Source organism: Nocardioidaceae bacterium, from assembly GCA_018672315.1.
GTDB lineage: Bacteria > Actinomycetota > Actinomycetes > Propionibacteriales > Nocardioidaceae > TYQ2.
Genome location: CP076053.1, coordinates 2,227,972 through 2,248,349, shown reverse-complemented (window position 1 = coordinate 2,248,349; position 20,378 = coordinate 2,227,972). Strand labels below are relative to the sequence as shown.

Annotated in this window: 16 protein-coding genes and 1 riboswitch; of the genes, 1 reads left to right on the top strand and 15 read right to left on the bottom strand. The window is 72.5% G+C overall.

What is annotated here, in order from left to right; translation table 11 throughout:
• Positions 1 to 10 precede the first annotated feature (10 nt).
• The 12 genes from KLP28_10800 to KLP28_10745 all read right to left on the bottom strand — a co-directional run bounded on the left by KLP28_10800 (position 11) and on the right by KLP28_10745 (position 15,087).
• Positions 11 to 862, bottom strand: coding sequence for a xanthine dehydrogenase family protein subunit M (locus KLP28_10800; GenBank protein QWC84095.1), 852 nt, complete (start codon positions 860 to 862; stop codon positions 11 to 13).
• Positions 859 to 3,369: a xanthine dehydrogenase family protein molybdopterin-binding subunit gene (locus KLP28_10795; protein QWC84094.1), complete on the bottom strand. Its 2,511-nt coding sequence runs from the start codon at positions 3,367 to 3,369 to the stop codon at positions 859 to 861. The genes KLP28_10800 and KLP28_10795 overlap by 4 nt, the downstream gene beginning before the upstream one ends.
• A complete protein-coding gene (locus tag KLP28_10790) occupies positions 3,369 to 3,845 on the bottom strand; it encodes a (2Fe-2S)-binding protein (GenBank protein ID QWC84093.1) in 477 nt (158 codons plus the stop codon). The genes KLP28_10795 and KLP28_10790 overlap by 1 nt, the downstream gene beginning before the upstream one ends.
• 263 nt (positions 3,846 to 4,108) lie before the next feature.
• On the bottom strand, positions 4,109 to 5,371 hold the full coding sequence (locus tag KLP28_10785) for a transcriptional regulator (protein QWC84092.1): 1,263 nt from the start codon (positions 5,369 to 5,371) through the stop codon (positions 4,109 to 4,111).
• Between the two features lie 111 nt (positions 5,372 to 5,482).
• Positions 5,483 to 6,850 carry a TrpB-like pyridoxal phosphate-dependent enzyme gene (locus tag KLP28_10780; protein ID QWC84091.1) on the bottom strand — a complete coding sequence of 456 codons (1,368 nt, stop codon included), beginning with the start codon at positions 6,848 to 6,850 and terminating at the stop codon, positions 5,483 to 5,485.
• Positions 6,851 to 6,910: 60 nt separating this feature from the next.
• Entirely contained in the window at positions 6,911 to 8,062 is a 1,152-nt protein-coding gene (locus tag KLP28_10775) for an XdhC family protein (GenBank protein QWC84090.1), read from the bottom strand.
• A complete protein-coding gene (locus KLP28_10770) occupies positions 8,055 to 9,245 on the bottom strand; it encodes a VWA domain-containing protein (GenBank protein QWC84089.1) in 1,191 nt (396 codons plus the stop codon). Before KLP28_10770 ends, KLP28_10775 begins: the two co-directional genes overlap by 8 nt.
• A complete protein-coding gene (locus KLP28_10765) occupies positions 9,242 to 10,132 on the bottom strand; it encodes a MoxR family ATPase (protein QWC84088.1) in 891 nt (296 codons plus the stop codon). Before KLP28_10765 ends, KLP28_10770 begins: the two co-directional genes overlap by 4 nt.
• Positions 10,133 to 10,148: 16 nt before the next feature.
• The gene (locus KLP28_10760) at positions 10,149 to 10,721 is read right to left on the bottom strand and encodes an NTP transferase domain-containing protein (protein ID QWC84087.1); all 573 of its coding nucleotides are present in this window, start codon (positions 10,719 to 10,721) and stop codon (positions 10,149 to 10,151) included.
• Between the two features lie 50 nt (positions 10,722 to 10,771).
• Entirely contained in the window at positions 10,772 to 11,533 is a 762-nt protein-coding gene (locus KLP28_10755) for a GntR family transcriptional regulator (protein QWC84086.1), read from the bottom strand.
• Between the two features lie 250 nt (positions 11,534 to 11,783).
• Positions 11,784 to 14,333, bottom strand: coding sequence for an ABC transporter permease (locus tag KLP28_10750; protein ID QWC84085.1), 2,550 nt, complete (start codon positions 14,331 to 14,333; stop codon positions 11,784 to 11,786).
• A gap of 10 nt (positions 14,334 to 14,343) precedes the next feature.
• Positions 14,344 to 15,087 (bottom strand): ABC transporter ATP-binding protein, encoded by a 744-nt coding sequence (locus tag KLP28_10745; GenBank protein ID QWC84084.1) that lies wholly within the window; start codon positions 15,085 to 15,087, stop codon positions 14,344 to 14,346.
• A gap of 62 nt (positions 15,088 to 15,149) precedes the next feature.
• Between KLP28_10745 and KLP28_10740 the strand changes: the two genes are divergently transcribed.
• Positions 15,150 to 15,806 (top strand): alpha-ketoglutarate-dependent dioxygenase AlkB, encoded by a 657-nt coding sequence (locus KLP28_10740; protein ID QWC84083.1) that lies wholly within the window; start codon positions 15,150 to 15,152, stop codon positions 15,804 to 15,806.
• Between the two features lie 182 nt (positions 15,807 to 15,988).
• Here KLP28_10740 and groL read toward each other — a convergent pair whose 3' ends face one another.
• The 3 genes from groL to otsB form a co-directional block, all read right to left on the bottom strand.
• Entirely contained in the window at positions 15,989 to 17,614 is a 1,626-nt protein-coding gene (gene groL / locus KLP28_10735) for a chaperonin GroEL (protein QWC84082.1), read from the bottom strand.
• A gap of 410 nt (positions 17,615 to 18,024) precedes the next feature.
• Entirely contained in the window at positions 18,025 to 19,296 is a 1,272-nt protein-coding gene (locus tag KLP28_10730; GenBank protein QWC84081.1) for a threonine synthase, read from the bottom strand.
• A 10-nt stretch (positions 19,297 to 19,306) separates the two neighbouring features.
• Positions 19,307 to 19,451: riboswitch (SAM riboswitch) on the bottom strand.
• A gap of 72 nt (positions 19,452 to 19,523) precedes the next feature.
• The gene (otsB, locus tag KLP28_10725) at positions 19,524 to 20,354 is read right to left on the bottom strand and encodes a trehalose-phosphatase (GenBank protein ID QWC84080.1); all 831 of its coding nucleotides are present in this window, start codon (positions 20,352 to 20,354) and stop codon (positions 19,524 to 19,526) included.
• Positions 20,355 to 20,378: the final 24 nt, after the last annotated feature.

The window sequence follows — 20,378 nt, the reverse complement described above, 5'->3', positions numbered from 1 at the left end:
AGCGCGCTCCTCAGCCCGCCGCCGCGAGCACGGCACGCCTGGTGAGCACCGTGGCGAGGTGGCGGCGGTAGTCGGCGTCACCGTTGAGGTCGCTCGGCGGGTCGGTGCCCTCCGCGGCCTTCGCCGCCGCCCGGGCGACGCGCTCGGGTGAGACGTCGCCGCCGACCAGGGCCTCCTCGACCGCGGTCGCCCGCATCGGCGTCTGTCCCATGTTCGTCAGGCCGATGCGCGCCTCGGCGATCTGGTCGCCGTCCATCTTCACCGTCGCGGCGACGGCGCAGATGGACCACTGGTGCTGCACGCGCACGAACTTCTCGTACGTCGCACCCCACCCGGTGAGCTTGGGGATCCTGATGCCGGTGAGGATCTCGTCCTCCCCCACCGCCGTGGTGAAGAAGCCCTCGAAGAAGTCGTGGATCGAGACGCTGCGGTCGCCTCCTGCGCCGGTGATGAGCATCTCCGCGTCCAGGCACATCGCGGGGGCACCGACGTCACCCGCGGGGTCGGCGTGCACGAGGGCACCGCCGACCGTGCCGCGGCGACGGATCTGCGGGTCCGCCACCTCGGCGACGGCGTGCCTGAGAACCGCGGCGTGCTCGGCCACGAGCTCGGAGGCCAGCACGTCCGCGTACGGAGCCATGGATCCGATGGTGATCGTGTCGCCGTCGTCGGTGATCGACCGGAGGGTGTCGATCTTGCCGAGGTCCACGACCATCGAGGGGGCGTTCAGGCGGAGCCTGAGCACCGGGATGAGGCTCTGGCCCCCGGCCAGGATCTTCGCCTCGTCGCCGTGCTCGCGCAGCAGGCTGAGCGCGTCGGCGACGCTGGTGGGGGCGGCGTAGTCGAACGGTGCGGGGATCACAGCGAACCTCCCTGAGGGGCCTGGTTGGCGTCGGCGGCGGGGTCGAAGTGGGCACCGGCGGCGCCCTCGGTGGTGTCGTGAGCACCGGCCTGGCCGGCCTGCACGGCCTTCCAGACCCGCTCGGGGGTGCAGGGCATGAGGATGTCCTTCGCCCCGAAGGGGCGCAGGGCGTCGAGCACGGCGTTCACGACGGCCGGCGTCGAGGCGATGGTGCCGGCCTCGCCGACGCCCTTGGTGCCGAGCGTGTTCGTCAGCGACGGGGTCTGGTGGTGCGCGGTGTCGAAGCTGATCAGGTCGGCCGCGGTCGGCACGAGGTAGTCGACGAAGGAGCCGGACACGAGCGTGCCGGACTCGTCGAAGACGGCCTCCTCGAACAGCGCCTGGGCGATGCCCTGGACGAGCCCACCGTGCACCTGGCCCTCGACGATCAAGGGGTTGATGACGTTGCCGATGTCGTCGACGCAGGCGTACTTGCGCATCGTGACCTGACCGGTCTCGGTGTCGATCTCGACGGCGCACAGGTGCGTGCCGTGCGGGTAGTTGAAGTTCACCGGGTCGTAGGTGGCATCGCTGTCGAGCGACGGCTCGACCCCGTCGGGCAAGTTGTGCGCGGCGAAGGTCGCGAGGGCGATCTCGGCCATGCTCAGGCCCTGGTCGGTGCCCTTGACCTGCATCCGGCCGCCGGTGAACTCGAGGTCGTCGGCGGAGGCCTCGAGCAGGTGCGCCGCGATCGGGCGAGCCTTCTCGATGACCTTGTCCGTGGCGCGTACGAGCGCCTCACCGCCGACCACCAGCGAACGCGAGCCGTACGTGTCGAGGCCCTTGTGCGCGACCTGGGTGTCGCCGTGCAGCACCTCGACGTCCTCGAAGGCCACCCCGAGCCTGTCGGCGACGATCTGGCTGAAGGCCGTCTCGTGGCCCTGGCCGTGCGCCGAGGCGCCGGTGAGCACCTCGACCTTGCCGGTCGGCAGCATGCGTACGCTCGCGTGCTCCCAGCCGCCGGCACCGTAGTCCAGCGACCCGAGCACCCGGCTCGGCGCCAGACCGCACATCTCGGTGAACGTCGAGACGCCGATGCCCAGCTGGACGGTCTCGCCGCGGTCGCGACGCTCCTTCTGCTCGCGGCGCAGGGCGTCGTAGCCGAACATCTCCTTCGCCTTCTCGGTGGCGGCGGGATAGTTCGCGGAGTCGTACTCCAGACCGGCCACCGTGGTGAAGGGAAACTCCTCGGTGCCGATCCAGTTCTTCGCCCTCAGCTCCAGCGGGTCCATCTCGAGCTCGGCGGCGAGGTCGTCCATGATCCGCTCGATGCCGAACGTGGCCTCGGGCCTGCCCGCGCCGCGGTAGGCGTCGGTCCACGTCTTGTTCGTCAGCACCGTCTGGCAGGCGAAGTGGTAGGCCTTGAACTTGTAGATCGAGTTGAACATGAAGGCGCCCAGCACGGGCACGCCGCCGCCGATCAGCGAGACGTGGCTGCCCAGGTCGGCGAGGAGCTCGACCTTGAGCCCGGTGACCGTGCCGTCCTTCTCCGCGGCGAGCGTCAGCTTCTGCCACTGGTCCCGGCCGTGGTGGCCGGCGAGGAGGGACTCCGAGCGGGTCTCGGTGTACTTCACGGGCTTGCCGAGGCGGTTCGCGATGACCATCGTCGCGAACTCCTCCGGCGTGGTCTGCAGCTTGCCGCCGAAGCCGCCGCCGACGTCGGGGGCGATGACCCGGATCTTGTTCTCGGGCATGCCGAGCACGGCCGCGAAGAGGAACTTCAGGATGTGCGGGATCTGGGTCGCCGACCAGCAGGTGACCTGCTCCCCGGTCGGGTCGACCACCACCGACCGCGGCTCCATGAAGGCGGGGATGAGGCGCTGCTGGCGGTACTCCCGCTCCAGCACGATGCCGCCGTCGCGGGCGGCGGAGATGACGTCGTCGATCGGCTCACCGGTGCCGGCGTCGCCGGAGTCGAAGACCCAGTACGCCGACTTGTTGGTGCCGAGGTCGGGGTGCGCCAGCACCTTGTCGTCCGCCGCCTCCTTGAGGTCGAGCGCCGCGGGGAGCTCCTCGTAGTCGACGTCGACCAGGTCGGCGGCGTCGCGCGCCTCGCGGGCGGAGCGGGCGACGACGACGGCGACGATCTCCCCGGCGAAGGTCGCCCTGTCGATGGCCACCGGCGGGTGGGGCGGCGTCACCTGGTCGGGGGTGATCGGCCAGGCGTTGGGCAGTGAGCCCTGCTCGGCGCCGAGGTCGGCGCCGGTGTAGACGGCGACGACGTTGGCTGCGTCCTTCGCGGCGCTGGTGTCGATCGCGGTGATCTTCGCGTGGGCGAAGGGGCTGCGCACCATCGCCATGTGCAGCATGCCGGGCAGCACGATGTTGTCGGTCCAGCGCGTACGCCCGGTGATCAGGCGGCGGTCCTCCTTGCGGCGGCGCGCCTGGCCGATCTCGCGGGCCGCGTCCGGCTCGGTGGCCGGCGCGACGTCGTGACCGGTGACGGCCTCGGGGGTCTCGGTGGTCATCAGGCACCCGCCTTCGCGCTCTGGCCGGCCGCCTGCTGCACGGCCTTGACGATGTTCTGGTAGCCCGTGCAGCGGCAGAGGTTGCCCTCGAGCCCGTGCCGGATCTCGTGCTCGGAGGGGTCCGGGTTCTCGTTCAGCAGGTCGACGCTCTGCATGATCATCCCCGGGGTGCAGTAGCCGCACTGCAGGGCGTGGCACTCGTGGAAGGCCTGCTGCACCGGGTGCAGCTCGCCGTTCTCGGCGAGGCCCTCGATGGTGGTGACCTCGCGGCCATCGGCCTGCACGGCCAGCACGTTGCAGCTCTTCACGCTGCGGCCGTCGAGGTGGACGGTGCAGGCACCGCAGTTGGAGGTGTCGCAGCCGACGACCGTGCCGGTCTTGCCGCACTGCTCGCGCAGGTAGTGGACCAGCGAGGTGCGGGGCTCGACCTCGTCGGTGTAGTTCGCGCCGTCGACGCGGACGTTGATGCGGGTCATGGGCAGATGCCTCCTGGGACGCTCACGATCGGTACAACACGTGGGCCTGACGTTAGGTGCGTCACGGTTGGCCGAAGGTTGGCGAGAGGTCACTTCCCGCGAGGGGTCACTTTTGGCGAAGGGTCACTTCCCGCGAGGGGTCACTTTTCGCGAGCCCGCGATCTGCGTCCGGTCCCGACGTACGTCGCGCGAATCGACGTCTCGCGGGAATTGACGTCTCGCGGGAAGTGACCTCTCGCGGGAATCGACGCCTCGGCGGCGGGTCAGGCCCGCGCGGCTGCCAGTCGGGCCGCCAGCAGCGGCGCGGCGACGTGGTCGGGGTGGGCGGCGAGGGCGCGCTCGAGCACCTCGGTGTCGTACGGGACGCGCTCGGAGTAGCGCAGCACCGTCGCGGGCCGCGGGTCGCGCAGCAGGGCCTCGCGCACGGCGACGGCGACGTACTCCCCCAGCTCGGTCAGCGCCGGGCTGTCGGTGCCCGGCAGGAGCTCGCCGGCGTACGCGGCCACCGCCCCGTCGACATCGCCCTCGGCCACGCGGGCCAGCACCCTGCCCGTGTCGACCTGCACCGGCACCGAGAGGCGGTAGGGCCGCGAGGCGACCGCGCCGCCCAGGGCGCCCCGGAGGTGGCTGACCTCCGCCTTGAGCGTCGAGAAGCTCACGGGCTTGTCGCCGTAGAGCAGGGCGTGGAGCCGGTCCAGGCCCAGCCCCTCGGGGTGCGTGGCCAGCAGGGCGAGGATCTCGGTCTGACGGCGGGTCAGGGACAGCTCACGGCCGTCGAGGTGCACCGTGGCCCCACCGAGCAGGCGTACGTCCAGCCCCGTCGTCGCCACCGGTGCAGCCGCGGCCGGGACCGCCCCCGTGGGGTGCGGCTCGTCGGTGCGGGGTAGCGCCTGCTCGACCATCCGGGCGAGCAGACGGGCGGTGGCGAGCCCCACGGGGTGCGTACGCTCCCACGTCGTCGACAGGTCGACGACACCTAGCTGCGCGCCGCTGACCGGGTCGACGACCGGCGCCGCCCAGCACACCCAGTTGTGCACCGCGGGGGCGAGGTGCTCGGCGCTGAAGACCGAGGCGGCCCGTCCGGTGCGGTTGGCCAGTGCCAGGGCGTTGGTCCCGATGGAGGCCTCGTCCCACCGCGCTCCCGCGACGAAGTTCACCGACTCCGCCGCCCGCCGCATCAGGCGTCCGCCGTAGGTCCACAGGATGCGGGTGCCCGGGTCGGTCACGGCGACCACGAGGTCGCCGTCGTCCGCCGTGCGCCGCAGCTCGTCCTCGACCCGCGAGACCGCCACCTGCAGGGGCGACCCCTGCCAGGCGGCCAGGACCTCGGCCTCGTCCGCCATCGGCGCCTGCGAGCGCAGGGCCGGGTCACCGGCGCCCTCGTGGTCGGGGACCAGGGAGAGCTGCCAGCTGTGCAGGATCTCGGGTCTGACGTGACGCGGCGAGCCGCCCTGCTCGACGAAGGTGCTCCACGCACGCGAGACCTCGCGTCGCCGCCCTGCCAGGTCGCTGTCCGCGGCTGCCATCGCGCCCCCTCGGGTGTGGACCACGCAGTCGACGACCACGTGTGATCGCGGTCACCGTACGCCGGTGGCGGTGTCCCGCACCAGGTCCCGAGGAGTCCTTTCAGGCGACCCTCAGGAGAGGACCGGCACCGACCGCATCGCCGCGGCGATCTCCTCGTCGCCGAGCTCGTGGTCGACCATCTCGCCGGAGAGGTAGTGCGCGTACGCCCCCATGTCGAGGTGCCCGTGACCGCACAGCGCCGTGAGGATGACGCGCTCCTCCCCGGCCTCCTTCGCCGCCAGCGCCTCGCGGATCGCGGCGGCCACGGCGTGGGTGGGCTCGGGCGCCGGCACGATGCCCTCCGTCCGCGCGAACTGCAGGGCCGCGGCGAAGCACTCGCGCTGCGGGATGTTGATCGCCTCGAGCATGCCGAGCTCGTAGAGGTGCGACACCAGCGGCGCCATGCCGTGATAGCGCAGCCCGCCCGCGTGGATCGGCTCCGGCACGAAGTCGTGGCCGAGCGTGTGCATCTTCATCAGCGGCGTCATGCCGGCGGTGTCGCCGAAGTCGTAGCGGTACTCCCCCTTGGTCAACGTGGGGCACGCAGCGGGCTCGACGCACCGGATCGTGGGGTCCATGCGGCCGGCGAGCTTCTCCCGCAGGAACGGGAAGGCCAGCCCGCCGAAGTTCGAGCCGCCGCCGGTGCAGCCCACCAGCACGTCGGGGACCTCCTCGACCTTCGCGAGCTGCAGCAGGGCCTCCTCGCCGATGACGGTCTGGTGCAGCAGCACGTGGTTGAGCACGGACCCGAGGGCGTAGCGCGCCTTCTCGTCGGCGACGCAGGCGGCCACGGCCTCGGAGATCGCGATGCCCAGCGAGCCGGGGTGGTCGGGGTCCTGCGCGAGCAGCTGGCGGCCGAAGTCGGTCTCGCGGCTCGGTGAGGCGTGCACGGTGGCACCCCACAGCTCCATCATCGTGCGCCGCTGCGGCTTCTGCCGGTAGGAGGCGGCGACCTGCCAGACCTCGCACTCCATGCCGTACTGCGACGTGGCGAAGGCGAGGCTCGTCCCCCACTGGCCGGCACCGGTCTCGGTGGTCAGCCGGGTGATGCCCTCCTGGTGGTTGTACCAGGCCTGCGGCACCGCGGTGTTGGGCTTGTGGGAGCCGGCCGGGCTGACGCCCTCGTACTTGTAGTAGATCCGGGCCGGGGTGTCGAGCATCTGCTCGAGACGGCGGGCGCGGAAGAGGGGGCTGGGCCGCCACACCTTGTAGACGTCGAGGACGCCGCCGGGGATGTCGATGTAGCGGTCGGTCGAGACCTCCTGCTCGATGAGCGCCGTCGGGAACAGCGGGGCGAAGTCCTCCGGGCCGGCCGGCTCGTGGGTGCCGGGGTGCAGGGCCGGCGGCGGGGGCTCGGGCAGGTCGGCGACCACGTTGTACCACTGCGTGGGGATCTCGGACTCGTCGAGCAGGATCTTCTTCGGCGTCTCGTGCGGCATGGCCGGACGCTATCGAGCGGCACGGCCACTGCGGTAGACCCGACGCGCCCGCAGCGTCCCCTACGCGCCGAGGGTCGGCGGCCGGTCGGCGTGGATCGGGCCGTCGAGCGCGCCCAACGGCTGCCCCGCACCGCCCCAGCGTCGGGCGATGATCTCCGCGGCGATCGAGACGGCTGTCTCCTCCGGCGTACGCGCCCCCAGGTCCAGGCCGATCGGGCTGCAGAGCCGGGCGATCTCCGCCTCGGCCAGGCCGGCCTCCCGGAGCCGCTCCTCCCGGTCGGCGTGGGTGCGCCGCGACCCCATCGCCCCGACGTAGCCGACCTCGGGCAGCCGCAGGGCCACCTCGAGCAGCGGCACGTCGAACTTCGGGTCGTGGGTGAGCACGCAGATCACCGTGCGGGAGTCGACGCGGCCCTCCCGGGCCTCGGCGCGCAGGTAGCGGTGCGGCCAGTCCACGACCACCTCGTGCGCGTCGGGGAAGCGGGTCGCGGTCGCGAACACCGGACGCGCGTCGCAGACGGTCACGCGGTAGCCCAGGAAGACACCCGTGCGTGCCACGGCGGCGGCGAAGTCGATGGCGCCGAAGACGAGCATCCGTGGCGGCGGGGCGAAAGCCCACACGAAGACCCGCATGCCCTCGCCACGGCGCTCACCGTCGGGCCCGTACGTGAGGGTCGCCGAGTGCCCGGTGGCCAGGAGTCCGCGGGCGTCGTCCGCCACGGCGTCGTCGACGCGCCGCCCGCCCAGCGTGCCGGACCGCGGCTCGGCGTCGTCGACCGCGCGCACCAGCATGCGGCGCCCGATCCGCGCGGTGTCCGGGTGGTCGACCACGGTCGCCACCGCCACCGCGCGGCCGCCGGTCACGTCCGCGGCGATCGTCTCCAGCTCCGGCCAGGCCTCCTGGTCGACCTTCTCGACGTACACGTCGAGGATCCCACCGCAGGTCAGCCCCACCGCGAACGCGTCGTCGTCGGAGACGCCGTAGCGCACCAGCTCGGGCGCGCCGCTCACCCGGACCTCCGAGCCAAGCTCGTACACCGCGCCCTCGACGCACCCGCCGGAGACGCTGCCGATGGCGCGTCCGTCGCCGGTCACCACCATCGACGCGCCGGCCGGACGCGGCGCCGAGCGGAAGGTGGCCACGACCGTGCCCAGGGCGACGGTCTCGCCGGCGCGGTAGAGCTCCATCAGCTCGTCGAGCACCTCACGCATCCGCGACCACCTCCAGCAGCTCCGCGTACGCGGCCAGGCTGTGTCCCGCCACGAAGTCGTCGACGTGGGGCAGCACCGCGAGCACCCCGTTCTGCACCGGTGCGTAGCCGGCGCGGCCGCGGTGGGGGTTCATCCACACCACGCGGTGGGCGAGTCGCGAGAGCGCGGCGACCTGCTCCCCCAGCAGCGACGCGTCACCCCGCTCCCACCCGTCGCTCATCACGACCACGACCGCCCCCCGCACCAGACCACGGCGGCCCCACCGGTCGAGGAAGACCTGCAGCGACTCACCGAGCCGGGTACCCCCGGACCAGTCGGGCACCGTCCGACCGGCCTCGACCAGCGCCCGCTCGGGGTCGCGGTGACCCATCGGACCGGTCAGGCGGGTCACGCGGGTGCCCACGCTGAAGACCTCGACGTGCCCGCCCGTCGCGTACGCCGCCCCGTGCAGCCGGTGGCACAGGCGCAGGAGCGTGTCGGCGTAGAGCGACATCGAGCCCGAGACGTCGACCAGCATCACGACCGGACGCGGTCGTGGTCGTCGCGCGCGTCGTTCGAGGCGTGCGGGTTCCCCGCCGCGGCGGAGCATCGCGCGCACGGTGCGACGGGCGTCGACACCGCCGCGTGGGGCAGGCGTACGCCGGTGGCTGCGGCGCCGGGGTGGCCGCGGTCGCAGGGCCGCGAGCATCGCGTGCAGGAGGGCGCGCTCGGCGGCGTCCATCGAGGCCACGTCGCGGTGCCGCAACGTCTCGACGTCGCTGGCCCGCGCCGTGATCACGGCCGGGTCCTCGTCCGGCTGCGTCGCCTGCGCGGTCTCCTCGGGTCCCCCACCGAGATCGGGCAGGCGCGAGGAACGAAGCGGCGTACGCTCCCGCGGCCGTCGACGCGGCAGACCCTCCTCGGCGGTGAACCAGGCCTCGAAGACCTGGTCGTGGCGCAGCACGTCGTCGGGCCCGGCGCACAACGTCGCGTGGCCGGCCCAGCGCAGCCGGTCGGGGTCGGCGAGGCCGAGCAGGGCGACGGCCTCGACGTACGCCCGGGTGCGGTCGGCGGTCACGGCGACCCCGGCGTGGCGCAGGGCGGTGGTGAAGCCGACGAGGACCTCCGTGGTGCGGGCGCCCCCGCCCCCCACTGTCGGCCCGAACGGCGCAGGCCGCTCAGGCGGCTCAGGGACGGACGTCATCGGGCGAGCATCCGGTCGACGGCGTGGGCGACGCGCTCGGTGTCCTCGCGGTACTTCACCAGGGCACCCAGCGTCACCGCCGCCGAGGCGAGGTCGACCTCGGTGGCGCCGAGCCGCTGCAGCGCCCGCGCCCAGTCGAGGGTCTCCGCGACGCCGGGCGGCTTGACGAGGTCGACGCTGCGCCGCAGCTCGGCGACGACAGCGGCGCAGGAACGCGCCAGGGTCTCGGGCACCTCCGGGGCACGGCCGGTGATGATGCCTACCTCGCGCTCGAGGCCGGGGTGGTCGACCCACAGGTAGAGACAGCGACGCTTGAGCGCGTCGTGCACGTCGCGCGTGCGATTCGAGGTCAGCACCACCAGGGGCGGCTCGGCGGCGGTGACCGTGCCGAGCTCGGGGATCGTGACCGACCAGGTCGACAGCGTCTCGAGGAGGAACGCCTCGAAGGCGTCGTCCGCGCGGTCGACCTCGTCGACGAGCAGCACCGCCGGTGCGCGGCGAAGAGCGCGCAGCACCGGCCGTTCGAGGAGGAACCGCTCGTCGTAGAGGGACTTCTCCGCCGTGGCGACGTCGACGTCGCCGGCTGCCTCGAGCGCGCGCAGGTGCAGCACCTGCCGGGCGAAGTCCCAGTCGTAGAGGGTCTGCTCGACGTCGATGCCCTCGTAGCACTGCAGCCGCACCAGCGGCACGTCCAGACCCTCTGCCAGCGCCTCGGCGAGCGCCGTCTTGCCCGTGCCCGGCTCCCCCTCGAGCAGCAGCGGGCGCTGCATCGCCGCGGCGAGGAACACCGTCGTCGCCAGGGCCTCGTCGGTGAGGTAGCCGGTCGCGGCCAGCGTCTCCGCGACGGCATCGGCGGATCCGAGGCGGTCGGCGTACGAGGCGCTCATGAGGTCGCAGGCTAGGTCACGGGCGGTTGGTCCGGGGTAGGTCCGCGCCCGCTCGTGCCCTCGTCGTGCCGGGGGGCAGGTCGGTCGGACGGTCCAGGTCCGCTCCGGTGGCCAGGTCCCCGCACTCCACCCGGACGGCATCGGCCCCGGCGAGCAGCGCGCGTCGGGAGGCCGGAGCGGCCTCCCAGTGGTCGCGGCCGAGCACGACCGGATGTCCCGGCCGGCCGCCGTAGGTGGCTCGGCCGAGGGCGGTCGTGGCGCCGCCCGTGGCGTCGAGCACGCGGCGCACGACCGGAGGCACGAGGTCGGGGAGATCGACGAGCGAGACGACGGCGCTGGTGACGAGCGCGTCCTGGGCGAGCGTGAGCAGTCCAGCGCGCAGGGTCGCGTCGGGTCCGTCGCTCCAGTCCTCGGCGACGGTCACGCGCACCTGGGCGCGTACGCGGGGCGCGAGCAGATCCGCTGCGTGCGGGGCGGCACCGAGCACGACCACGACGTCGTCGATCCCGGCCCCCTGCAGCACCTCGACCGCACGTTGGAGCCACGGCCGGCCACCCGGCTCAATGAGCAGCGCCTTGGGCCCACCCATGCGCCGCCCGGCGCCCGCGGCGAGAACGAGGCCGGCGGGGCGGGAGCCGGTCAGGGGCGTCGCGGCTCGGGGACGCCGCCGCGGGTGACCTTGCTGCGCAGCGAGTACCGGTCGGCGCGGAACGTCGAGCGCATCGCGGCGACGGGACCGTCGTCGGTGTAGACCATGCGCGAGATGCGGAGGATGGGCGCGTGCTCGGGGACGCCCAGCACCTGCGCCTCCTCGGTGCTGGCGACGCCGGCCTCGACGGCGTCCTCGCCCCAGGTCGGGACGACGCCGTGGGAGCGCAGCAGCTCGAAGAAGCCACGGCCGAGCTCGGTCTCGCGGACGAGTCCGGGCGCCGTACGCTCGAGCACCCACACGTCCTGCAGACACATCGGGGCCCCGTCGGCGAGCTGCAGCCGCTGCCACCGGGTGGTGGCGCTGCCGGCCTCGCACTCCAGGGCGCGCGAGACGCCGGCGCCGGCCGGCTCCACCCGGGCCAGCAGCGTGCGGTAGGAGGGCGTCAGACCCCGACGGGCCATGTCCTCGGAGAAGCTGAGCATCTGACCGCCGGCCGAGAAGCCGCGACGACGGTCGGCGACGAACGTGCCGCGACCGGGGACGCGCTCGAGCAGACCCTCGGAGACGAGGGCGTCGAGCGCCTGCCGGACGGTCATGCGCGCGACACCGAAGCGCTCGACGAGCTCGCGCTCCGAGGGGGCCAGCGTGCCCGGGTCGGCGTCGCCCACCAGGTTGCGTACGAACTCGCGCACCTTGACGTGCTTGAGCGTGCGCTGGGGTTCTGCCGGGGCCTCGCGCGACGGGATCATCGGTGTTCCTCCCAGAAGTGGTGGTCGGCGCAGCATCCGGGAGCCACCAGGTGGCGCGCCGGCCCGTTCCGGACCCGTCGCCGCGGGTAGATCGTACCCTCGGCCGGCCCTCGGTGGCTGCTGTTCGCAGGTGATGGAGACTTCCGTCCCTCACGGTGAGTCTCTGTGCCCTGATTGTCCATTTCAGGACCTTTGATGTCCAGGTTACAGCATGTTATTAGCGCAGTGGTCGAGACCGGCCAACTCGCGCTCATGCGCTGCCGATCGCCTCCAGCACGTCCATGCGCGCAGCCCGGCGCGCCGGGAGGACGGAGGCGAGGAGACCCACGACCAGCGCCACGACGACGAAGAGCACCAGCTGGCCGACGGGCACGGTCACCACCTCGAGGCCCTGGTCGCGCAGCGACCGCATCAGGGCCACCCCGAAGAGCAGACCGAGGGCGACACCGAGCACCGCCCCGAGCAGCGCGATCGCCATCGACTCCAGCGCCACCATGCCGCGCAGCTGACGACGGGACAGGCCCACCGCGCGCAGCAGCCCGACCTCGCGGGTGCGCTCGACCACCGCCAGGGCCAAGGTGTTCACGACCCCCAGGGCGGCGATGACCAGGGCCAGGCCGAGCAGGGCGTACACAAGCAGCAGCAGCTGGTCGATGGGGCCGCGTTGCTCCTCGGCGAACCCGGCCTGGTCCTTGACGGTGACCGTCGGCTGGTCCGCGACGATGTCCTCCAGGCCACGCAGCATCGCTCGCTGTGGCGCACCGACGGCCCGTGTGACCACCACGAGGCTGTCGGTGCGCTGCCACCCCGAGTCCACCAGCGTCCCCAGCGACACCACGCGTGGGAACCCGAGCAGGGGATTGCGCTCGAAGAGGCCGACCACCCGCCAGGACCGGTCGCCCTCGGGGGTCTCGTACGTCAGCTCGTCACCGATCCCCACACCGTCGGAACGCGCCTGGTCCACGGCCAGCAGCATCGTGCCGGCGTCGAGGTCCTGCGCGGACCCCTCCACGACCTCGAGCGAGACGGCCTCGACCAGGCCGTCGACGTCTGCACCGATGACGCCGACCCGGCTCTCCCCCTCCCGGGCGAAGACGAACTGCAGCGCGGTCACCTCCTCCACCTGCGGCAGCTCGCGCGCCTGACGCGCGATCTCGGGGCTGAACGGCTGGTTGGTGATGTTCGAGATCACCGCGTCGCCGGCGAAGCTCTCCTCGATCACCTGGTCGACCGACCCCTTGGCGCTCGCGCCGGCGGTCGCCAGCGTGGTGACCAGCGCCAAGCCGATCATCAGGGCCGACGCGGTCGCGGCCGTACGCCGGGGGTTGCGCTGGGCGTTCTGCGCCGCGAGCCGCCCGGGAGCCCCGAACAGGCGCGTCGACAGCGCGCCGCTGGCTGCGAGCACCGGCCGGCCCAGCACGGGGCTGGCGGCGGCGACGCCGAGGAGCGCCGAGAGCGCGCCGAGGCCGATCCACCAGATCAGGCCGGGAACGGGAGCGACGAGGCCGGTCACCAGGGCGGCGACGCCGGCGACCGCGGCGACCACACCGAGCACCGCGCGGCGACCCAGTCCGCGCTCGCTGCCGCCGGTGCCCTCGCGCATCACCGCGACCGGGGCCGTACGTCCCGCCCGGCGCGCGGGCAGGTAGGCGGCGACGAGGGTGACGAGCACACCGACCGCGTACGCCGCGACGACCGTCGTCGCCGAGAAGACCAGGGGCTGCCCGGACAGGTCGAGACCGAACTGCCCGAACAGCGCCCGCAGCGCGAACGCGAGACCGAGGCCCAGGGCGAGGCCCAGCGTCGAGCCGAGGACCCCGAGGATCACGGCCTCGGTCAGCACCGACCGGGTCACCTGCCCCCGGCTCGCCCCCAGGGCTCGCAGCAGCGCGAGCTCGCGCGCCCGCTGCGCCACGAGCATCGAGAACGTGTTGACGATCAGGAACGACCCCACCAGCAGCGCGATCCCGGCGAAGACGAGCAGGAAGGTCGTGATGAAGCTGATCGCGGTCAGCAGGTCCGAGGCGTCCTCGTCGGCGGCGACCTCGCCCGTCCGCGCCAGGACCCCCGAGGGCAGCACCTCGCGGACGGACGACGCCAGCTCCGCCTGGGAGACACCGTCGGCGGCCGTGACCCAGATGGAGTTGAAGGCGTCCTGCCCGCCGAGGAACACCTGTTGGGCAGTGGGCGTGTCCAGCGCGACGATCGTCGCGCCGTTGGTCGACCCGCCGTCGGGGAACCCGAGCAGGCCGACCAGCTCGCCGGTCAGGCGTGGGGTCTGCGGCGACGCCGTCACCACCGGCACCTCGTCGCCGATCTCGTAGCCCGCGACCTCGGCGGCCCTCTCGTCGAGCGCCAGCTCGTCGTCGCCGGATGGCGCGCGGCCCGCCACGAGCGTCAGCCCGGTCTGTCCGTCGGCCGCGGGACCGGAGGTGTAGTTGGTGCCGAGTCCCGGGGGGCCGAATCCGCCGACCGCCTCCCCCTCGCGGTCCACGACGAAGACGCCGACCGCGTCCACGTGGCCCTCGGCGCCCGCGGCGCCGTCGACCTCGGCGAGCTCCTCGACCAGGTCGGCGCCGACGGTGCGCGCGGTCGGCGACCCCTCGGCGCTCGTACCACCCTCGGGCGAGACCACGACGTCGCCGACGGTCGCGGAGAAGACAGCGGTGAAGCTGCGCTCGAGCGTGTCGGTGAAGATCAAGGAGCCGGCGACGAAGGCGACGCCGAGCACGATCGCGAAGGTCGAGAGCAGCAGGCGCGCCTTGCGGGCGAGCAGGGAGCGCCAGGTGGCCCTGCGCACGACGCCGCCCTCAGCCTTCGCCCGCGAGGCGCGACATCGCCTCGAGCACGCCGTCGCGGTCCGGGTCACGGAGCTCCTCGACCACCGCCCCGTCGGCGAGGAACACGACGCGGTCGCACCAGGCCGCGGCCACCGGGTCGTGGGTGACCATCACGACGGTCTGGCCGAACTCGTCCACCGACCGACGCAGCAGCCGCAGCACCTCCGCGCCCGAGGTGGAGTCAAGGTTGCCGGTGGGCTCGTCGGCGAAGACGACGTCGGGCCGGCTGGTCAGCGCTCGCGCCACCGCGACCCGCTGCTGCTGCCCCCCGGACAGCTGCGCGGGCGTGTGGTGGAGACGGCCCTCGAGTCCGACCGCGGACACGACCGACTGGAGCCACTCGGCCTCAGGCTTGCGTCCAGCGATGGCCAGCGGCAGCGTGATGTTCTCCTCCGCGGTCAGGGTCGGCACGAGGTTGAAGGCCTGGAAGACGAACCCGATGCGGTCGCGTCGGAGCCGGGTGAGCTCCTTGTCGCCCAGCGTGCCCAGCTGTGTGTCGCCGACCCAGACCTCGCCGGAGTCGGCGCTGTCCAGGGCCGCCGCGCAGTGCATCAGCGTCGACTTGCCCGAGCCCGACGGCCCCATCACGGCCGTGAACTCGGCCGTGGCGAACTCGAGCGTGACGCCGTCGAGGGCGACCACCTCGGCCCCGCCGGTGCCGTACGTCTTGCGGAGGTCGACCACGCGTGCGGCGGCGCCGCTGCCCGTACTCATGAGGACAGGATGCCGCAAACGCTGACTAGAACGTGTGTTCGAGTCGCGGGTACGCTCTCGTCGTGCTCGACTTCCAGCCCTCCCTGCTCGACCTCACCGTCGACGAGTCCGACCCCGGTGGTGCCGCCGACGAGGTCACCTTCGGTGGCCTCGACGGCGAGGTGGGACGTACGCACCTGTCCCGCGGCGCGTGGGTGGACGTGCGCCCGCGGTGGCTGCGCGGCGCCGACGACCTGTTCGCCCGCCTCGTCGCCGATGTCGACTGGCAGGCCGAGCGCCGCCAGATGTACGACCGGGTCGTCGACGTGCCGCGCCTGACCCGGTTCTACGACTCCGCCGAGGAGGTGCCCCACCCGGCGGTGGCGGCGGCGAAGCACCGGCTCGACGCGTTCTACGCCGGTGAGCTCGGTGAGGTCTTCGTCTCGGCCGGTCTCGCCTACTATCGCGACGGCCGGGACTCCGTGGCCTGGCACGGCGACACCATCGGGCGGGCGGCGCGCGAGGACACGATGGTCGCGATCGTCTCGCTCGGCGACCCGCGGCGGCTGAGCCTGCGACCGCGCGGCGGCGGGGAGTCGACGTCCTTCACGATGGGGCACGGCGACCTGGTCGTCATGGGCGGCTCGTGCCAGCGCACCTGGGAGCACGCCGTGCTCAAAACCGCGGCGCCGGTCGGGCCCCGCATCAGCGTGCAGCTGCGTACGCGCGGTGTGCGCTGAAGCGCTGGCGGACTGACTGGTACGTCTGACACCTCCGCGACCCCGCACGGGTGCCGTGCGCACCGGTGAAGAAGGCCGTCGCGCTTACCGCCGAGCCGAGGACCCGGACGCGAAGAGGCCCCGCGAGCTCTGTGCTCGCGGGGCCTCTTTCTGGGTGATGCGTCAGTGCACCTGCGGGTGGATCAGAAGTCCATGCCGCCCATGCCGCCGTCGCCACCCGGCATGGCCGGCGCCTTCTCGGGCTTGTCGGCGATGACGGCCTCGGTGGTGAGGAACAGCGCCGCGATGGAGGCGGCGTTCTGCAGCGCGGAGCGCGTCACCTTGGCCGGGTCGATGATGCCCTCGTCGATCATGTCGACGTACTCGCCGTTGGCGGCGTTCAGACCGTGACCGGCCTTGAGGTTGCGCACCTTCTCGCTCACGACGCCGCCCTCGAGGCCGGCGTTGATCGCGATCTGCTTCAGCGGGGCCTCGGCGGCCAGCTGCACGATCGCCGCACCGGTGGCCTCGTCACCCTCCAGCGAGAGGGTCTCGAACGCCTTCGCGGCGGCCTGGGTCAGGGCCACGCCACCACCGGCGACGATGCCCTCCTCCACGGCGGCCTTCGCGTTGCGCACGGCGTCCTCGATGCGGTGCTTGCGCTCCTTGAGCTCGACCTCGGTCGCGGCACCGACCTTGACGACCGCGACGCCGCCGGAGAGCTTCGCGAGGCGCTCCTGCAGCTTCTCGGTGTCGTAGTCGGAGTCCGACTTCTCGATCTCGGCACGGATCTGGTTGACGCGACCGGCGATCTGGTCGGCGTCGCCGGCACCCTCGACGATCGTGGTCTCGTCCTTGGTGACGACGACCTTGCGGGCCTGGCCGAGCAGCTCCAGCCCGGCGCTCTCGAGCTTCAGGCCGACCTCCTCGGAGATCACCTGACCACCGGTGAGGATCGCGATGTCCTGCAGCATGGCCTTGCGGCGGTCGCCGAAGCCGGGGGCCTTGACGGCGACGGACTTGAAGGTGCCGCGGATCTTGTTCACCACGAGGGTGGACAGCGCCTCGCCGTCGACGTCCTCGGAGAGGATCAGCAGCGGCTTGCCGGACTGCATGACCTTCTCCAGCAGCGGCAGCAGGTCCTTGACGTTCGAGACCTTCGAGTTCGCGATCAGGATGTACGGGTCGTCGAGGACCGTCTCCATGCGCTCGGTGTCGGTGACGAAGTACGCCGAGATGTAGCCCTTGTCGAAGCGCATGCCCTCGGTCAGCTCGAGGTCGAGCCCGAAGGTGTTGGACTCCTCGACGGTGATGACGCCTTCCTTGCCGACCTTGTCCATCGCCTCGGCGATGAGCTCGCCGACGGTCGGGTCGGCGGCGGAGATCGAGGCCGTGGAGGCGATCTGCTCCTTGGTCTCGATGTCCTTGCTCATGGCCGAGAGCTGCTCGGACACGGCGACGACGGCCTTCTCGATGCCGCGCTTGAGCGCCATCGGGTTGGCGCCGGCGGCCACGTTGCGCAGGCCCTCGCGGACCATCGCCTGGGCCAGCACGGTCGCGGTGGTGGTGCCGTCACCGGCGACGTCGTCGGTCTTCTTGGCGACCTCCTTGACGAGCTCGGCCCCGATCTTCTCGTACGGGTCCTCGAGCTCGATCTCCTTGGCGATGGAGACACCGTCGTTGGTGATGGTGGGGGCGCCCCACTTCTTCTCCAGCACGACGTTGCGGCCCTTGGGGCCGAGGGTGACCTTGACGGCGTCGGCGAGGGTGTTCATGCCCCGCTCGAGGCCGCGACGGGCCTCCTCGTCGAATGCGATCAGCTTGCTCATGCGCAGCGATTCCTCACGTCTGGAACGTTGGTGGCCGGTTCGCGCGTCGCCCGCGACGGACGGTGCCCGGCGTGCCCGAACCCTGCTCGACCACGCCCCGGCGACCTCGACGTCGCGACCCGGGATGGTGGCACTCTCACCAGGAGAGTGCCAGCCTCGTTTCTAGCACTCGGCATGGTCGAGTGCAAACCCGCGTCGCGGGGCGTCCGACATGTGCGTACGGGCCTTTGGTCCCCTTCTGTCCCGCCGGTGGGCCCGACCTCGACCGCAACCGTTGACCGTCCGTGACGGCACCGGTCAGGCTGAGCGGGAGCCCTGTGGGTGCGACGGGGTTCTGGCCGGAGGCACGCTCACTCGTGAGATGTGCTTCCGGCCAATCCCGTCTCAGGGGCCTCGTGCGAGGTCCCGCCTCAGAGCACCTCGCGGGCGAACTGCGCGTACGACGGGTCGATCGTCGCCGACGGGCCCACCCGGTCGCCGATCGCGTCCAGGGTCTTCAGGCCGTCGCCGGTGTTGAGCACGACGGTCTCGGCGTCGGGGTCGAGCTGACCGGACTCCACGAGCTTCTTCAGCACGCCCACGGTCACCCCGCCCGCGGTCTCGGCGAAGATGCCCTCGGTGCGGGCCAGCAGCTGGATGCCGTCCTTGACCTGCTCGTCGGTGACGTCCGCGACCGCCCCACCGGTGCGACGCACGACGTCGAGCACGTACGGGCCGTCCGCCGGGTTGCCGATGGCCAGCGACTTGGCGATGGTGTCGGGCTTGACCGGGCGGACGACCTGGTGCCCGTCACGGAAGGCCTGCGAGACCGGGGAGCAGCCCTCGGCCTGGGCGCCGAAGATGCGGTACTCGTCGGCCTCGACCAGACCGAGCTCGATGAGCTCGGCGAAACCCTTGTCGATCTTCGTCAGCTGCGAGCCGGACGCCACGGGGATGACGATCTGCTTCGGCAGCCTCCAGCCCAGCTGCTCGGCGATCTCGTACGCCAGCGTCTTGGAGCCCTCGGCGTAGAAGGGGCGCACGTTGACGTTGACGAACGCCCAGCCCTCCTCCTCGCCGGCGATCTCGCCGGCCAGCCGGTTGACGTCGTCGTAGTTGCCGCGGACGGCCACGAGCGTGCCGCCGTAGACCGCGGTGGTGAGGATCTTGGGTCGCTCGAGGTTCTCGGGGATGAAGACGACCGTGCGCATGCCGGCGCGCGCACCGGCGGCGGCGACGGCGTTGGCGAGGTTGCCGGTCGAGGGGCACGCGAAGACCTTCGCGCCGAACTCGCGGGCCGCCGAGAGGGCGACGGCGACGACACGGTCCTTGAAGGAGTGCGTCGGATTGCCGGAGTCGTCCTTGACGTGCAGCGAGCGCATGCCGAGCTCACGGGCGAGGTTGCCCGCGCCGACGAGACGGGTGAAGCCGGCCTCCATGTTGGGCGAGGACGTGATGTCGGTGGGCACCGGCAGCAGCTCGCGGTAGCGCCACATGTTCGCGGGCCCGGCGGCGATGTCGCCCCGGGTCAGGCGCGGCAGGTCGTACGCGATCTCGAGCGGGCCGAAGCACTCGTCGCAGGCGTAGAACGGACCCAGCTCGCGCTGGTGCCCGCACTCGCGGCACGTCAGTGCCGTGGCGTTGCCGAACGCGCCCGGGCGCAGGTCGAGCCCGGTGTTCTCGGGGGCGGTGAGGGTGCTCAAGGAGGGCCTCCTCTCATCTTTCCCGCCGACCGACCTTCGGTGACGAGACGGACTTGGCACCTTTCCCCTCGACGCGCCCCACTCTGGCGTGGACGTCGATCGGGCGGTTGCCGGGGCTTCAGCGGGCCGTATCCCTCTGCCCCTCTCGATGAGCAAGCCCAATGCTAGGCAGGTGTCTCACGATGCGCACGTCGAGACCGACATGCGAGACCGAGGTCACCCGCCGGTCACGCGCCGATCGCCTCGGCGAGACGCTCCAGAAGGTCCATGACCCCGTCGGGGCCCTCCACGACGACGTCGGCTCGTCCCACGAGGGCCTGCTGCTCGCCCGATCCCGAGCAGACGAGGAAGCCCGGCAGGTGCTGCTCGCCCGCGAGCGCCTCGACGGCGTCGAAGGCGGGCACGTCGCCCAGGTCGTCCCCGGCGTAGAGGACCGCCCCGGCGTCGTGGTCGGTCACCGCCTCGCGCACCGCATCGCCCTTGTCGGCCCCCGGGGCACGCAGCTCCAGCACCATGCGGCCCGGCTCGAGGTGCAGGCCGTGGCGCTCGGCCGCCTCGCGCAACGGGCCCTCGAGGCGGTCGTACGCCGCGGCGCCGTCCTGCAGCCGCCGGGTGTGCACGCCGACCGCAAGACCCTTCTCCTCGACCCAGGCACCGGAGGCGTCGGCGTCGGCGAGCAGGGCGGGGAGCTCGTCCAGGAGGGCCGCGACGCCGGCGGGCGGATCGGGGGTCACGACGACGGGCTCCTCGGAGCTCCACCGCTCGTTGCCGTACTGGCCCAGCACCCGCAGCACACCGCCCGACGCCCGCACCTGCTCACCCACGGCCTCGAGTCCGCCGAGGGCCAGGGCCTGACCGGCAGGTCGACCGGTGATGACGGCGATGGCGCGCACGCGAGCTCCGAGCCTGGCCAGCAGGGCCGGCGCCCGGTGGTGGATGACCGCGCGTTCGGGGTCGTCCACGATCGGCGCCAGCACCCCGTCGAAGTCGAGTCCGACGACGAGCTCGCCGGCGCTCTCGACGATGCGCGTCCAACGGCTCCCGCTCAGCTGCTCCATGCCAGGAGCATGCCGCACCGCGGG

Coding starts and splice junctions, on each gene's coding strand:
- KLP28_10795 (QWC84094.1), bottom strand. CDS start 3,369: ATGACCACCGAGACCCCCGAGGCCGTCACCGGTCACGACGTCGCGCCG.
- KLP28_10790 (QWC84093.1), bottom strand. CDS start 3,845: ATGACCCGCATCAACGTCCGCGTCGACGGCGCGAACTACACCGACGAG.
- KLP28_10785 (QWC84092.1), bottom strand. CDS start 5,371: ATGGCAGCCGCGGACAGCGACCTGGCAGGGCGGCGACGCGAGGTCTCG.
- KLP28_10780 (QWC84091.1), bottom strand. CDS start 6,850: ATGCCGCACGAGACGCCGAAGAAGATCCTGCTCGACGAGTCCGAGATC.
- KLP28_10775 (QWC84090.1), bottom strand. CDS start 8,062: ATGCGTGAGGTGCTCGACGAGCTGATGGAGCTCTACCGCGCCGGCGAG.
- KLP28_10770 (QWC84089.1), bottom strand. CDS start 9,245: ATGACGTCCGTCCCTGAGCCGCCTGAGCGGCCTGCGCCGTTCGGGCCG.
- KLP28_10765 (QWC84088.1), bottom strand. CDS start 10,132: ATGAGCGCCTCGTACGCCGACCGCCTCGGATCCGCCGATGCCGTCGCG.
- KLP28_10760 (QWC84087.1), bottom strand. CDS start 10,721: ATGGGTGGGCCCAAGGCGCTGCTCATTGAGCCGGGTGGCCGGCCGTGG.
- KLP28_10755 (QWC84086.1), bottom strand. CDS start 11,533: ATGATCCCGTCGCGCGAGGCCCCGGCAGAACCCCAGCGCACGCTCAAG.
- KLP28_10745 (QWC84084.1), bottom strand. CDS start 15,087: ATGAGTACGGGCAGCGGCGCCGCCGCACGCGTGGTCGACCTCCGCAAG.
- groL (QWC84082.1), bottom strand. CDS start 17,614: ATGAGCAAGCTGATCGCATTCGACGAGGAGGCCCGTCGCGGCCTCGAG.
- otsB (QWC84080.1), bottom strand. CDS start 20,354: ATGGAGCAGCTGAGCGGGAGCCGTTGGACGCGCATCGTCGAGAGCGCC.